General features: G+C 45.6%; 16 protein-coding genes. 8 read left to right on the forward strand and 8 right to left on the reverse strand.

The window, feature by feature from the left end; translation table 11 throughout:
• The first annotated feature begins 79 nt into the window (after positions 1-79).
• From RH46_RS07160 to RH46_RS07180, 5 genes are all read left to right on the forward strand, one after another.
• Complete coding sequence (locus tag RH46_RS07160) at positions 80-346, forward strand: hypothetical protein (RefSeq protein ID WP_006878735.1); 267 nt, start codon at positions 80-82, stop codon at positions 344-346.
• 57 nt (positions 347-403) lie between these two features.
• Positions 404-1,258: a DMT family transporter gene (locus tag RH46_RS07165; protein ID WP_040895362.1), complete on the forward strand. Its 855-nt coding sequence runs from the start codon at positions 404-406 to the stop codon at positions 1,256-1,258.
• A 14-nt stretch (positions 1,259-1,272) separates the two neighbouring features.
• Positions 1,273-1,917: a glutathione S-transferase family protein gene (locus RH46_RS07170; RefSeq protein WP_006878737.1), complete on the forward strand. Its 645-nt coding sequence runs from the start codon at positions 1,273-1,275 to the stop codon at positions 1,915-1,917.
• Between the two features lie 106 nt (positions 1,918-2,023).
• Positions 2,024-2,377 (forward strand): hypothetical protein, encoded by a 354-nt coding sequence (locus tag RH46_RS07175; protein ID WP_006878738.1) that lies wholly within the window; start codon positions 2,024-2,026, stop codon positions 2,375-2,377.
• 81 nt (positions 2,378-2,458) lie between these two features.
• On the forward strand, positions 2,459-3,058 hold the full coding sequence (locus tag RH46_RS07180; RefSeq protein WP_006878739.1) for a thiol:disulfide interchange protein DsbA/DsbL: 600 nt from the start codon (positions 2,459-2,461) through the stop codon (positions 3,056-3,058).
• A 68-nt stretch (positions 3,059-3,126) separates the two neighbouring features.
• Here RH46_RS07180 and RH46_RS22330 read toward each other — a convergent pair whose 3' ends face one another.
• Complete coding sequence (locus RH46_RS22330; RefSeq protein WP_006878740.1) at positions 3,127-3,294, reverse strand: hypothetical protein; 168 nt, start codon at positions 3,292-3,294, stop codon at positions 3,127-3,129.
• Between the two features lie 119 nt (positions 3,295-3,413).
• Here RH46_RS22330 and RH46_RS07185 point away from each other — a divergent pair, with 119 nt between their 5' ends.
• Entirely contained in the window at positions 3,414-4,103 is a 690-nt protein-coding gene (locus RH46_RS07185) for a DNA-3-methyladenine glycosylase I (RefSeq protein WP_006878741.1), read from the forward strand.
• Here RH46_RS07185 and RH46_RS07190 read toward each other — a convergent pair.
• Together RH46_RS07190 and ohrR are read right to left on the reverse strand one after the other, a co-directional pair.
• Positions 4,100-4,648, reverse strand: coding sequence for a GNAT family N-acetyltransferase (locus tag RH46_RS07190; protein ID WP_006878742.1), 549 nt, complete (start codon positions 4,646-4,648; stop codon positions 4,100-4,102). The genes RH46_RS07185 and RH46_RS07190 overlap by 4 nt on opposite strands.
• 31 nt (positions 4,649-4,679) lie before the next feature.
• The gene (gene ohrR, locus RH46_RS07195) at positions 4,680-5,141 is read right to left on the reverse strand and encodes a transcriptional regulator OhrR (RefSeq protein WP_006878743.1); all 462 of its coding nucleotides are present in this window, start codon (positions 5,139-5,141) and stop codon (positions 4,680-4,682) included.
• 109 nt (positions 5,142-5,250) lie between these two features.
• Between ohrR and ohr the strand changes: the two genes are divergently transcribed.
• Positions 5,251-5,673, forward strand: coding sequence for an organic hydroperoxide reductase Ohr (ohr, locus tag RH46_RS07200; protein ID WP_006878744.1), 423 nt, complete (start codon positions 5,251-5,253; stop codon positions 5,671-5,673).
• 93 nt (positions 5,674-5,766) lie between these two features.
• On the opposite strand, the gene metE is transcribed toward ohr, so the two are convergent.
• Positions 5,767-8,052 carry a 5-methyltetrahydropteroyltriglutamate--homocysteine S-methyltransferase gene (gene metE, locus RH46_RS07205; RefSeq protein ID WP_006878745.1) on the reverse strand — a complete coding sequence of 762 codons (2,286 nt, stop codon included), beginning with the start codon at positions 8,050-8,052 and terminating at the stop codon, positions 5,767-5,769.
• Positions 8,053-8,333: 281 nt separating this feature from the next.
• On the opposite strand from metE, the gene metR reads away from it, so the two are divergent.
• Positions 8,334-9,245: an HTH-type transcriptional regulator MetR gene (gene metR / locus RH46_RS07210; protein ID WP_006878746.1), complete on the forward strand. Its 912-nt coding sequence runs from the start codon at positions 8,334-8,336 to the stop codon at positions 9,243-9,245.
• Between the two features lie 35 nt (positions 9,246-9,280).
• On the opposite strand, the gene RH46_RS07215 is transcribed toward metR, so the two are convergent.
• The 4 genes from RH46_RS07215 to RH46_RS07230 form a co-directional block, all read right to left on the reverse strand.
• Positions 9,281-9,481 (reverse strand): DUF4250 domain-containing protein, encoded by a 201-nt coding sequence (locus RH46_RS07215; protein ID WP_006878747.1) that lies wholly within the window; start codon positions 9,479-9,481, stop codon positions 9,281-9,283.
• Between the two features lie 109 nt (positions 9,482-9,590).
• The gene (locus tag RH46_RS07220) at positions 9,591-10,271 is read right to left on the reverse strand and encodes an HI_1241 family integral membrane domain (RefSeq protein ID WP_006878748.1); all 681 of its coding nucleotides are present in this window, start codon (positions 10,269-10,271) and stop codon (positions 9,591-9,593) included.
• A 55-nt stretch (positions 10,272-10,326) separates the two neighbouring features.
• Entirely contained in the window at positions 10,327-12,798 is a 2,472-nt protein-coding gene (locus tag RH46_RS07225; protein WP_006878749.1) for an EAL domain-containing protein, read from the reverse strand.
• Between the two features lie 53 nt (positions 12,799-12,851).
• Positions 12,852-15,314: an EAL domain-containing protein gene (locus RH46_RS07230; protein WP_006878750.1), complete on the reverse strand. Its 2,463-nt coding sequence runs from the start codon at positions 15,312-15,314 to the stop codon at positions 12,852-12,854.
• Positions 15,315-15,431 lie beyond the last annotated feature (117 nt).

Consider the following 15,431-nt stretch of genomic DNA (forward strand, 5'->3'; position numbering starts at 1 on the left):
GGCTGTCTGCGTTTGATTTTCTCCTAGCATCACAGCAAAATTGCCCGTACTATCATTTCTTTATCACCACGATTAACACATGAAAAAAGAAACCCTATCTGGTCTGGTAGCCTCTCTGATCGGTCTATTTGGACTTATCTATCTACTTGCAGGTGATTCACACTTTCCAGTCGTTCAGTGGCCCTATCAGGCACTACAAGGATTGGTGTTTTCTTTGGTATGGGGATTTGGGGTCGCAGAAAGCATTGGCTATGCTTATGCGATTCTGCTGACTGTTGCCGTGTGTATCATCTGTTTCGCAATTGGCCATAAGCTCGCTCGACTTGTAGTAAACAGCCGTAAATAGCCACTTAATTTCAGTAATACTAAGGAGAGTATTATCGCAATTCGCTCTGCAACATGGATGTTGGGAACCTTACTCTCTTTCTGTCTGATGGCGATTGGGGCACGGGAACTGAGCGGTGAGATTGGTACCTTTCAGGTACTGTTTTTTCGCGGTGTTATTGCCCTGACAGTGATCTCAGCGGTTATCTTCGCCACTGGTCAGCAGCACTTGTTGCGTACCCAGCGCTTAAAACTGCACACGATTCGTAACCTGTTTCACTTCGCAGGTCAGTATGGCTGGTTTGTCGGAATAGGTTTGCTCCCCCTTGCTCAAGTGTTTGCCCTCGAGTTTACCGTCCCCTTATGGACGGCAGTTATCGCTGCACTGTTTTTGGGTGAGCAGTTAACCAAGCGTAACCTCATTGCAATCCTGCTCGGATTTTTAGGCGTTTTGATTATTGTCAGACCGGGGATTGAGATTGTCAGTCCTGCCGCATTGATCGTACTTGCGTCTGCTGTGTGTTATGCAGTTTCCCACTCTTCAACCAAATCTCTCGCTCGCAGCGAACATCCGCTTACCATCCTGTTTTTGATGTGTTTCATTCAGCTTCCGGTTGGATTTACGCTGGCACTGCCCGAATGGCAACTCCCTCAAGGAACTCAGTGGCTATGGCTGGCAATTATTGGCGTTACTGCGTTAACGGCCCACTACTGCATGACCAAAGCGATGCAGCATGCTGATGTCTCAATCGTCGTCACGATGGACTTCTTACGTCTTCCGGTGATTGCCCTTGTCGGTGTGTTCTTGTATCAAGAAGAGTTCCAGCTAGCACTATTGGTTGGCGCGTTACTGATGTTAGTGGGTAATTTATTCAACCTATATCCAAGTAATAACAAAGCACCAAGCCAACCTCGAACTGAGGCAGACAACTAGCAAGGAGCACCACTTTGTACCAACTTTACTATTATCCAAACAACGCAAGCTTAGCCCCGCATTTTCTGCTCCATCATATGCAGTTGGACTATCAGTTACTCTTGGTCGACCGTAAGGCAAATTTTCATAAGTCGCCAGAGTACATCAAGCTCAATCCATCAGGTCGTATTCCAACTTTGATCTATGACGGTCAGGCTCTATTTGAAAGCCCGGCTATCTGTATTCATTTATGTGAATCACACCCTCAACATCAATTAATGCCTGAGATTGGTGACCCGTTACGCCCGCAATTTTTCCAGTGGCTCACCTACCTGAACAATACCCTGCAAGCGGAACTGATGGTGCGCTACTACCCTCATCGTCACACGACTGATCAACAAACAGTGCCTGACGTTGTCGCAGCACAAGACCTTCGTATCGCAGAAGCGCTGGAAGTTATCGACCAACAGTTAGCAGGTAAAACTTACCTTCTTGGTGAGCAACTCTCCGCCTGCGACTACTTTCTGTTTATGCTGGCACTTTGGTCAACACCGATTGAACGTCACCCTATGTCGTTTAATCACTTGGGGCGCTACCTGCAACGATTGACTCAGTTACCTTCAATAATTGCAGTGTGTGAAATCGAACAAATCGATATTAGTCCATTTCAAGTCAACTAAACGTTCAGTTGAGGATGTTAACTGCTCCTCAACCTGACTTACGGATATTTATATTTTTAGCAAAATCCGGTAAGCTGCTGATAATTTGTAATCAAGGATTGGTTTGTTGTTGATTAGTCGTTCAACTTTCATTGCGTTTGTTACTACACTGGCCCTGCTGTTAAGCAGTGCTTTAGTGAGCGTACAAGCCAGCGAACCTCTGCTTGAACCACTCACTTCGACGCAATTAAGCAGTCGGGATAACTACCAGCTTCACGCTGTTGAATGTCCAAAGTTATCCGGCTTCAGTCAGGCCTCCGGCCATCACTGCTGTGCGTCGATTTGCTTACTAAAATTACCCACTAACCAGTCCATCTATATTAGCGAACAACCTTTACCAACACTGGTTCCACGTGCGCTGGACGATATCGGCAAAGCGATCAGTCGTGCACAAACGCTATTTCGCCCTCCAATTGCTTAATCTGTTTATTCACTAACTATTGCACCCATGCACTGTTGGCACAGGGGCACTCTCTATTTTTGAATTAATTAGGATTAAGCAATGAAAAAACTAATTACCCTATTCTCAGCACTTATGCTGTCACTTTCCGTTAATGCAGCACAATTTGAAGAAGGCACTCACTACAAAGTGTTGGACGTTGAAAAGTCACCGACACCTAAAGTTACCGAGTTCTTCTCTTTCTACTGTCCACACTGTTACAAATTTGAACCAGTGGTAGAACAACTCAAAGCGAACCTACCAGCGGAAGCTAAGTTAGAAAAAGTGCACGTTGCCTTTATGGGCAGCAACATGGCCGTTCCGATGGCAAAATCTTACGCAACTATGGTCGCTCTGGATGCAGAAGAAACAATGGTTCCAGCGATGTTTAAGCAGATTCATGAACTGAAAAGTCCACCAAAAGATGAACAGGCATTACGCCAGATCTTTATCGACAATGGCATCGACGCCAAAAAGTTCGACTCGGCTTATAACAGCTTTGTGGTTAACTCAATGCAGCGCGGATTCGATAAACAGTTCAACAAGAGCACTCTGACTGGCGTACCGGGTGTACTGGTTAACAACAAGTACATTGTTAAAGCAGATAAGATTCGCTCTTATGAAGAGTACAACCAGCTAGTTAACTACCTACTTACTCTGTAGTGTTAACGACTTGAAATGTTAAAGCCAGAGCAGACGCTCTGGCTTTTTGTTAGTTCATAATCCGTGGTTTAGCAGCGACCTTTTTTGGCCTGTCCCGGCGGGCAAAAACCGGAGTTTGAATCCGACTCTTTATTAGAGACCCTAACCTCCATATCTCGATACTCACCTTCGACACTGTTGATTTGGCAACCAGAAACAAAAAGGCTAACTGCAAACGTCAACCACAACTTTTTCATCGTTAGAACTCCTTATATTTTCCGCAGACTTTAATCCTTTGTGGCGCTACTATGTCATTGAGCGGTTAAGTTCTGTTTTGCTCTGGTAAAGAGCGTATTAATTAAGGGAGAGCATCACATTGGCATTGGAAAAATTCGACGACATTTACCATCGGGCAGCGCAACGCAAAGGTGGTGAGGGACAACTCGAGTCACTGCTATCTAAGCCATTGACCAACGAACAGTTGCAACAGATTAGTAATGACCGCTGGCTTTCTGCGTTCAGTATGAAGGTGTTTCAGAGTGGCATTTCGTGGAAAGTCGTGCGCAATAAATGGCCCAATTTCGAGAAACTCTTCTTTGGCTTTAAAGTTGAACCACTACTGATGCTCTCTGATGAGCAGTGGGATATCAAAGCTTCAGATACCAGTATTATTCGTCATCACGCTAAAGTCAGATCAATCCAGGCTAATGCTCAAATGATTCACCACGCCTCGTTAGAACACGGCAGCTTTGGCGATATGATTGCCAACTGGCCAGGTGAGGATATTACAGGCTTATGGAGCTATCTGAAAAAGCACGGCAATCGTCTTGGCGGTAACACTGGGCCATATAGCTTACGCCAAATGGGCGTCGATACTTTTATTCTGTCTGGTGATGTTGAGAGTTACTTACGCAACTATAAAATCATCGAAGGTGGTCGAGATACAAAACGTTCAATGGCTGCAGCCAATAAAGCGTTTTGTCATTGGCAACAGGAAAGCGGCCGGTCTTTAACAGAAATTAGTCAAACCATTGCCTTTAGCACGGGTGATAATCGAGTCGCTTAACCCTGAATCCATTGGTCACGAGTAATTCGATATAAACAATGGCGTTGCAATCGATGACCACTCGGTAATTTCGGGTGGTCAAAATCCTCGTCGATGTTAACCATACCGAGTTTTTTCATTACCTGCTGTGAAGGATGGTTCTGTAAGGCCGTAAATGAATAGACTTGTTCCAACTCTAGCTGATTAAACGCGTAATCGAGCGCAGCACGCGCAGCTTCCGGTGCATAGCCATTGCCCCAAAACTTTTCAGCCAAACGCCAGCCAATTTCCACCAAAGGCGCATTGGGGATACCACTGTCTGCTGCTTGTTGATGTAAACCAACAAAACCGATGAACTCTTGGGTCTGTTTTACTTCTACCGCCCAAAACCCCCAACCTCTCTGCTCGATAAGCTGACGAATGATCTCTGCCTGAGCATCACTCTGCTCGCCGGTCAACAGCGAAGGAAAATAGCGCATCACATTATGGTCGGCATTGAGATCTCGGTATGATGGTAAGTCTGAATCACGCCATTGCCTTAGGATTAACCTCTCTGTGTCTATCATTGATAATGCCTCCCTGCTGGTTTAAATCGGATTATTGGTCGAGTGTTTTCACCACTTTTTCGCATAACTTCTTGAGCAGCAGTAGCTCATCGAGATCAAGCTGGATTTTGCATTTCATTTCCGCAGGTACTTGTAGTGCTTGCTGCTTAAGATCAGCACCCGCCTCTGTAAGCTTCAACACTCGAACGCGTTCATCCTGTTCGCTACGCCCCCTCACTACAAAACCTTTACTTTCCAGACGTTTAAGCAGTGGAGTCAGGGTTCCTGAGTCGAGATGCAAGCGGCTACCAACATCTTTTACACTTACACCGTCGTTTTGCCACAACACCATCATGACCAGATATTGTGAATAGGTCAGTTCAAGTTTATCCAGTAGTGGACGATAGGTTCGAATCACTGCATTTGACGCGCTATAAAGCGGAAAACAGACCTGATTATCGAGCAATAAACTTTGTTCCGCCGATAGCGGGCCGTCACTTTCACAGTAAGACATAATCCACCTCAAAAAATAAATTGCGCACAATATACTTGCATTCGACCTAAGTTACGATATAAGATTGCTAGCAATTAGATTGCACACAACTTAAATTGGGAAGATAACAATGACAACTTTATACCAAACACAAGCAACCGCATTAGCAGGACGTAATGGACAAGTCTCAACGGACGACGGTCTGCTGGATTTAGAACTGGCCTACCCTAAAGAGATGGGTGGCAGTGGCGCAGCGACAAACCCAGAGCAGCTTTTCGCTGCGGGTTACTCAGCATGTTTTTCAAATGCCATTCTTCATGTTGCCCGTGAAGCGAAAGTGGCACTTAAATCAGCACCAGTGACCGCTCAAGTTGGTATTGGCCCTAATCAACAAGGTGGCTTCGCGCTTACCGTTAGCTTAGCAGCGACTCTTGAACTACCACAACAACAAGCCCTTGAACTGGTTAAAGTTGCGCACCAGGTCTGCCCTTACTCAAATGCTGTTCGCGGTAACATCGATGTGGAAGTGACTGTTAACGGCGAAGCACTTTAAGCAGACAGGGACAGACTCCATTGCCAACTGTGATGTCTGAAAACGATAATGCCGACCATTGGGTCGGCATTATTGTTTTATCGATTCAAGGCTTTACGCTTGATAGGATTTTCGCAGCTCCTTCGCCGCCAGTACCATATTTGACAATGACGCTTCTGTCTCCTGCCAGTTACGGGTTTTCAAACCACAATCCGGGTTAACCCATAGTCGCTGGGCTGGGATCTTCTCAGCAGCTTTGCTTATCAATCCTTCAATCCACTCCTTAGTCGGAATATTTGGTGAATGAATGTCGTAGACACCCGGCCCGATCTCGTTCGGATAGTTAAATTCTTCAAACGCTTTGAGCAGTTCCATGTTCGAGCGCGAGGTTTCGATGGTAATCACATCTGCATCAAGCGCTGCGACTGAGTCAATGATCTCATTGAACTCCGAATAACACATGTGAGTATGAATCTGGGTTTCTGGTTTAGCACTTCCCGCGGATATCTTAAACGCATCCACTGCCCACTCAAGATAAGCTTTGTGGTCACGTTTCTTCAGCGGCAAGCCTTCTCTGATCGCTGGTTCATCGATCTGAATAATATTGATACCCGCATCTTGCAAATCTGACACCTCATCACGCAGTGCCAGAGCCAGCTGTTGAGCAATCTGTTTTCGGCCAATATCTTCACGTGGGAAAGTCCAGCACAGGATAGTCACAGGGCCAGTCAACATACCTTTCATCTGTTTGCTCGTCAGTGATTGCGCATAGGTTGACCACTCAACCGTTATGGGTTTCTCACGTTCAATATCTGCAACCACTATCGCTGGCTTCACACAGCGAGAACCGTAACTCTGTACCCAGCCAAATTTGGTGGTTTGGAAACCCGCTAAATTTTCCGCGAAGTATTCCACCATATCATTGCGTTCAGCTTCTCCGTGAACCAGAACATCGAGATCCAGCGCTTCCTGACGTTTTACTGCATCTGAAATGTGACCTTTTAGTGCTTGCTGGTATTCGCCTTCAGACAGATTTCCGTTTCGATACGCACTGCGCTGGAGACGAATTTCACTGGTTTGAGGAAACGAACCTATCGTCGTGGTTGGGAACAGCGGCAAACCTAGTACTTCGCTTTGGTGAGCAGCACGCTCTGTATAAGGAGCACTTCTCTCAGCCAATGATCGAGTAATGCCATTAAGACGTGTTTGCACCAGAGGTTTATTAACATGAGTCGCTGACTTTCGCGCTTGAATTGGGGCGCTATAGGTATCGCAAGCCAGAATTGCCTTATGGTTTCCGTCCAGCGCTTTACCCAATAGAGCCACTTCCGTCACTTTCTGTTTAGCGAATGCAAACCAGCTACGAACTTCATTAGTTAAAGTGGGCTCTAGATCCAGATCGACCGGACTGTGCAGCAGCGAGCAGGAACTTGCCACCCATAACCTGTCACCCAGAGTATCTTTTAACGGTTGCAACAGAGCTAACTGAGCACTCAAATCTGCGCGCCATACGTTGCGACCGTTCACAACACCTGCTGATAAAACCCAGTCTTGAGGTAGTTTCTCCACCACCAGCTCAAGCTGCTGTGGCGATGCCGACAGGTCGATGTGTAAGCCATCAACGGACAGTTCGACAATCTTGTCGATGCTGTCGACTACAGAATCAAAATAGGTTGTCAGTAGTACCTTCACATCGCTACGAATCACCTGATAAGCAAGCTTAAATGAGTCTAGCCACGCTTTATCCAACTCAAGCGCTAAGATCGGTTCATCGATTTGTACCCACTCAACCCCTTGCTTCGCCAATTTAGCCAGAATAGTCTGGTAAGCGGTCAGCAGACGTGGCAGCAGGGATAAACGATCAAAGTCTGGCTCAACCTCCTTGCCCAGGTAGAGGTAGCTTAGCGGTCCGAGTAATACTGGTTTGACTCTGTTGCCAGTCTTAATCGCTTCGTTCACTTCTTCAAATAGCTGAGGCCAGCTGACTTCAAAGCTGTCGTCCTTGCTAAACTCCGGCACGATGTAATGGTAATTAGTGTTGAACCATTTAGTCATATCAGATGCCGCATTACCACTGCAGCCACAGCTCGCCTGAGATTGACCACGACCTACCTTAAACAGAGTATCCAGATCCGGGAAACCGTCACGATGGCGCTTTGGAACATGACCAAGCAGCAATGTGGTTGTTAAAACCTGATCATACCAGGCAAAATCGCCAGCAGAGACAAAGTCTAGCCCTGCCTCAGCCTGGGTCTGCCAGTTTTTGTGGCGTAGCGTTGAGCCAAGCTGTTTTAGCTCCGTCTGGTCGATCTCTCCTCGCCAGTATTTCTCCAGCGCAAACTTAAGTTCGCGCTTTTCTCCAATGCGAGGGTAGCCAAGTATATGTGTCGTCGTAGTCATGTTAGTCGTCCTTTAATTCTGCATCTCGTTATCGCTGTCACCGAACCTTTTCAGAACACCAAAAGATGTCTGGATGGCTAAACTATCTCGCTAAACTCCGACGCGGACAATCTCCAAATATTCAACATGTTTATTAGAATTCTTCATGAACTACGGATTCTGTTGTCATGAGTCTCATAAATAGTTAATTTGGATTTATAGACGTCTAGATGTTTACACCCCCATAAAAAAGCGCTAGGTTAATTATATTCATGCAAAAAAATCCAATCTGAAGGGAATTCATGGTAGAGCTTAAGCACCTCAGGACGTTAACCACATTGCGAGATACCGGTTCGCTGACAGCGACCGCAACAACGCTCCATTTAACTCAGTCTGCGCTTTCTCATCAGATCAAAGATCTTGAAGCACGGATTGGCGGGCAACTGTTTCTGCGTAAAACGCGGCCAGTAAAATTTACTTCTGAAGGAGAGATTTTTCTCAATCTGGCTGATGAGATACTGCCGAGAATAGCCAAAGCTGAGAATGAGATCGCCAGCCTCAAGGAAGACGTTAATGGTCGTTTGCATATGGCGATTGAGTGTCACTCCTGTTTTCAATGGTTAATGCCTGCCCTTAAGGAATATCAGGTAGCCTGGCCAAGTGTTACCTTAGATTTCTCCTCTGGGTTTGGTTTTGAGCCCTTACCTGCCCTGTTAGCGGGTGAACTGGATTTGGTGATCACATCCGATATTCAACCCCGTTCTGAGGTTCATTATGAGCCACTGTTCGATTTTGAGATGCGTCTGGTGACTTCAATATCACACCCTTTAGCTCAAAAGCAGACCATTGAGCCCGAGGATCTTGCCGACCAAACTATGCTCTCATATCCAGTGCAGAAAAGTCGTTTAGATGTGGTGAAGCACTTCTTGCAACCGGTTGGAATAGAGCCAGCAAAGTGGAAACAGGCTGATAATACATTGATGCTCATTCAGATGGTTTCCGCTGGATTGGGTGTGGCTGCGCTGCCAAACTGGGCAATTAGTGAATTTTCACGTCAGGGCTTAATTGCCAGTATTCCACTCGGCAACGGATTGTGGCGACGATTATTCGCCGCAACTCGCCATTCGGACAGAAACAAACGGTACTTACAGGCGTTTTTCAACACTGCGCGTCAGCAATCTCAAAGCCACTTAGAAGGGATTAAAACGGTTTAAAGAGATCAAAAAAGGAGGCTTCAGCCTCCTTCAGATTATCGTTGGTACGATTTAAACTGGTTCGTTAACGGGTCATAGTTGTAACCGAGCATATCGAGTTTCCCTACTACCGCTTCAACGTCCATCTCATACATGCTGACTAACTCTTCAAAAGAGTCACACTCCAAACGTAGCTTCTCATTGACAATACCCAGTAGAATAATACTGTCAAAGCTACCTGCATTACTAAGATCCATCATCGTCTCCTTTTACGCGCACGCTATTACAAGCCTAGTCGTAAATCGGATAATATGAAGTGATTCAGCTCTAATCTTTTCGGCTCAATGGAGCCATTAATCCGCTGGCTTAGAGTATGAACAGCGCTTGATTAGACGTTGTAGAGATCAGAAGAAATGCTAACGCTATTGCCAGTTGCATCTTGTTGATCTCTTTGGAGCTAAGCATATGCCAACACCAGATAACCACCGAAGTAATAAGAAGCGCGAAACCAACCAGTAGTGGCTGAGTAACTGCGGTTAACGTTTCTGCTGGCAGCCCTGCCGCTTTTAGCAAGATAGCTAAACTCATCAGCATCGCCGCGACAACACCGGTTACTGGCAGAATACGATGAAATGCCTGAAGCCGAGTACGCGCAATAGTCAGCAACAGATGAGCTAACATCGCACCTAGCAGAAACACTTGCACTACTACGCTCAGGCTTGCCGCTAACGACGCTTGGGTTGTCACTTCAATCGCGACATAAGCAAGAGCCAGACCATTAGCTAAGTACATCACCCAAATAGGCCCCTTATCGCGGGTCTTCTTGGTTTGTACTTGGGTATAGAAGTAAGCGATGGCAAATACCACCATCATAGCTTCAATACGTAGCGAAGCGACCGCCAGCCATAGGATAGCCAATGTTGGCAGCACTTTATGAATGCGGCCTCTTTGGCCTGGGCAGATGTCGCCCTTTACCAGAATAAGAGTAAGAATGAGCTGCGCACCTAACAGCATAGGAGCGAACACGGCAAGTAATTGCTGAACCATAGTGTTATCAAATTAAAATAATAATTGGATGCGGATAATAGCAGACTGAACAATTTTAGCTATTGGCGAAATGTTCCAAAATGTCCTGATTGGTCACAATGCCGAGATACTCTCCTGAGTCATTAACCACCAGCCATGGGGGTTTGATTCCCGATTTTATGATGTCTGTTATTTCTGACAACTGAGTATGAAATGAGAGAGTGTGCAGGTTGGTACGCATAACGCGGTTGAGGGTCTTTTTATCAATGGCGATATCTTTGCTAGTTTCAAGCTTGGTGCCCAACGTCGGAGAAAGGTGATAGTTGAGCTCTTCCCTACCGACCACACCGACACACACTTTACGGTCAACAATTGGTATAAAGTCTAGCCGATATTGATTCGAATCGAATAGCGCACGTGCCCTTTCAATATTGTCATTGGGAGCCAGACATGGAATATGAACCTGGGTAATACTCAGTACACCAGACTGCCTCGCATGTTCACCTCCAGACAAAAAGGCCTCAAGGCGATCATAATAACTCCAGGCATTTTCCAACTCTTCTAACGGTAAGGGCTTTGAGAAAAAGTATCCCTGAATATAATCGACACCTAAACCACAGACGACTTTCAGTTCATCGAGAGTTTCAACACCTTCAGCTACCACTCTGACATCAAGGGTATGGGCCAGTTCGGTGATCATTTTGACGATAAAAAATTTGTGTGACCCTGCTTTAAGGTCTTTAACGAATTCTCGGTCAATTTTGAGTACATCGAAATTACAATCGCTCAGATAAGCGAACGAACTATAACCGGTACCAAAGTCATCTATTGCGACCGATACTCCCCGACGCCGTATGTTTCGAATCAAGGCTGACTGGCGCGATTCACTATCAAAATACGCACTTTCCGTTAGTTCTATGGTGACTGTTTCCGGGTAAGTGGCATATTGATGGATAAGCGAGTCAGCACTGCGTAATACTTCATCGACTTCCAGCTTGGTATTGAGAGAGCGGTTAATGGTGATACCCAATTGCTTACCAAAACGCTCTTGAATAGTGTTCAAATCATGCAGCGCTTTCTTACCCACACACCAGTCGAGATCAGAAACTAAATCTAAATCTTCAGCAATCGTCACCATTTCTTGTGTGTTGAGGATTTTACCGTTATGACCTTTAAAGCGACTCAGAGCTTCAAACTTAACAATGTCCCAGTTTTTCACATCCACTATCGGTTGATAGTAAACATCGATATTCTGTGAACGAATCAATTTTTCAGCCCACTCTTCCATCTCCTTGCGTCTTAACACCTCTTTATGCAAAGCCCCATGATAAAAGGTAATTTGCCCGCGTTGTTCCGAGGCCTGTTCTAACATCGCCTGTACAGCATGAGAAACCAGCAATTTCGGATTGTGTGTGTCATGGCCTAATACCGAAACCCCAACACAACCATTGATTATCGCACTGTGGATGGTTCTGCCAGCAGACTGGTTGAGAGATGCAAAAAAGCGACGTATGGTCTGATGGATCATACGTATCTGAGATGGTCCCGCTACCTTGTCACACTCTAAACAGGCGACAAAGTGGTTGCTACCAAGATATCCAACATATTTGGCCACCTTGTTCTTGGCCATATGTTCAGACAGCATCGACTTGAGTTCAAAGTCATCAACCTGTCCAAAGCTTGGATGGAACGCCACTACCATACTTATGTTGGGCTCAACACTCTCCATCCAATGCTGAGTCACGGAACGAATAAATTGCTTTTCGGTCGGCAGTTGAGTCAGCAGCTCTACACCGCCCAGTTCAACATCGGCAATTCGATAAAGATTGTTTGATAAGTCCAAATAAACGCCAATGTAAAACACCCCTTCTACCAGAGTGATTTTCTGCAAGGTTAAATCTTGCGGATAGGTTTTTCCGTGACAAGACTGGATCAGAACCACGCCCGACCAACTACCAACCTTGTTGGTCTGCTGCCAGATTTTTTGGTAAAAGCCGGGGCTATGTTTATCAGAATTGAGTATATCCATTGAACGCCCAACAAGCTGTTGGTTGCTGTACTTGGAATGCTCAAGGAAGTAATCATTACAGACAACGATATTACGCTGCTCATCGGCGAGAATGACACCATGATGGGGATTATTAAATAGCTGTTCAAACATGGCACTGAGTGTCGACGTAGTTGCATGGACAAACAGTAGTGGTGTGATCGTTCCGTTGACCAGTCTGTGGTCTTCAGCACGAAAACTAAATTCAACATAGCAGCACTGGTCATCGCTCAGTTGGAGGCAACAACAAAAACGATGTTTACTACGATATTTACAAGTTTGGGCCAACAAGCCGAGCAACTCGGTCTGATCATGGTAACTCATACAAGGGAGCAACACGTTTCCAGTCAAAGAGGGAAGATCAGAATTAAGAAGCTGACGGCACACATCTTCATCAATTGTCAGTTGATGATGTTCTGTATCCCACTGCCATTCAATTGAAGTGCAAGCTCTCTGTTCATCTGTCTTAAGATCACGTACTGAGCCCAGCTCCCTGTACATAAACTCATCCTATAGTTGAGCAACTCCTACTATTAAAGTTAGAACAAACTCAACTAAGTAACAGAATTATTATTAGCCAGGTAGCTGAGAACCGCTGCCGAGCTGACAATTCCTTTAAAGTGTCCATGTTCATCAACCAAGCACCAAGGGAAAGGTCTGTTTTCTCGCACTAAACCGCTCACCTGTGATTTTGGACAATGCCATTCAATTTCAGTGACCACCGGAGACATGATTCTATTAGCTGGTTTATGCCAATAAGCGCTCTCTTTATTTGATTCATGGTCAGTACCCATATTGGCGGTCAGGTGTAAATTCATGCTTGGCCTATCAACGAATCCGACACAGATCTTATCTTCGACGATGGGTAAGTAATCCACTTCATCATCCGAGAAGTATTGGTAAAGCAGTGACAAAGGATCACCCGGATCAATATGAGGCACTGGTTGAGCTAAGTGACCTATCGAATCCGGTGCAGCCTGAACCTTGCTATCGTCATAGTTAAACATGTCATCTATCGAGCTAAGCTCGTTGAGAGGTAAAGGCTTAGAAAAATAGTACCCCTGAACATATTCGACCCCTAGTTCATACATCACGTCCAGCTCTTGCTTAGTTTCAACCCCTTCGGCAACGACTTTCAAATCGAGTCGCTTAGCAAGCTGTATCACGGCAACAACAATTTCATACTGACGGGTTTGGTGAGACAGGTGCTGAATAAACTCTCGGTCAATCTTCAGAATGTCGAAATAGTTCTCTTTGAGGTACTTAAATGAAGCGCAGCCAGTGCCGAAATCATCGACCGCGATCTGTACACCCGCATCACGAAGTAAGCTCAGTAACTGCCTGTTATGACTGTTACTTTTGAAGAAGGCGCTTTCAGTGAACTCTAGAGTCAGTAAAGCCGGGTTAGTGTTCTGCTTATCAAGAATCATCGCCGCTCGCTGTAAAATGTCACTTAACTCTACCGTACTGCGCAACGAACGATTGACCGATAACGAAACATGTTCACCAAACTGAGCCTGAAGTTCCGGAAGTTGCTCTAATGCGGCCAACAGCACTAAATCATCCAGCTCCACCACTTTATTCAGCTCTTCGACCACTTCGACAAACTCTTGGGTTGACGCTTCAAATTCTTCGCTACCAGGAAAGCGACATAAGGCTTCAAACTTATCAACTCTACGACGGGATATATCCACGATAGGCTGAAAATAAACCTCGATTTTGCCCTGTTCCAGACTTTGCAGGACGTGGTTTTCGATCTGTTTCTTACGCTCGACCTGACGATGAATCTCACGGTCGTAAAAGTTGATTCGCCTCGTCTGCCCGGAGTGCAGCTCTAACAGCGCCTGATAAGCATGGGAAACCAACTGATTAGGCTTGATCGCATCGACGTTCCATACTGAAACACCTGTTACGCCGTCTTTGAGCGCCAAAGCGACAGAAGTTTGAGCATGCTTAAAACTATGGAACAGTTTAGTGATGGCTCGACCAATATCACTGGCAACTTGTTGTTCCATTTGGATATCAACCATTAAACAGACCGCAAAGCAGTCACTGCCTAGATAGCCACTTGCAACCACATGAGTGTTATCTTTGAGGTAGCTGGCAAACTGACGTTTTGTCTCCTGAACTGAGCTATCGAGGAACTTGGGCTGGATTGCCAGAACAACCAAACCGTGCCGTGAGTCCGCGTCAAGACAACATTGATGAAGTCGCTCGAGAAAGGTTTCTTTACTTGGTAACTGAGTGAGTATGTCTACCCCACCCGACTCCAAATCTTCCAGCCGTTCTAGTTCTGTTGATAAATCAGATGAGAAGCCGACATAAAAGACCTGACCACTGCCCGCATGCATCTTGTGAATGGTTAACTCATGAGGAAATGCTTTACCGTCAGCGTGGCGCGATAAGATGATCCCCTTCCAGAATCCAGCTTCATGAACCTGTTGCCACATCTCGCGGTAGTACTCTTCACTATGCTCGCCAGCATTGAAAATTTCGGTTCTCAAGCCAACCAGTTCATTGCGCAAGTAGCCAGTCAGGGTTTCAAAGTAGTGGTTGCAAGCGAGGATTCTGGTGTCACTATCGGCCACAATAATCCCATGATGGGCGTTCTCAAACAGAGAGTAGAACAGCTCTGCGGCATCATCTTTGGCAGGAAGCGTTAAACAGGGTGATAGCGTTCCTTTGAGCTCATGGGCGCTAATTCGGTCGATGGCGATCTCGACGTAAGTAAACAGGTGTTGGCTGGTAAACAGGCAGCAATGGGCATAGGTTCTCTGATTGGTGTTTATTGCCGACTGAAAAGCCTGTTTAACAATCAAACGTTGTGATTTAGGCAGCAACTGGAACAAGGTTCGAGCCGATAAGTCACTTTCGCTATCCCCTATTAGCAGTGTTCTGGCTTCATCATCACACTCAAAAACCTGAGTTTTCAGATTGATATACCAGTCATACATCGCGTATTTAGACTGCACTACTACGTCATTGATTAATGTGCTGTTTTTATCGATGTCATTCACTGCAATAACCGCCTAATTTCATAACAACTTTACCAATTAATATAGCCTAGATGGCTGATTCAATTCGTTATTGAGCTAACACTTTAGTTGATCGGTTATCGTCACCATAAATCACAA

This window comes from Vibrio brasiliensis LMG 20546, from assembly GCF_000189255.1.
Classification (GTDB): Bacteria; Pseudomonadota; Gammaproteobacteria; order Enterobacterales; family Vibrionaceae; genus Vibrio; species Vibrio brasiliensis.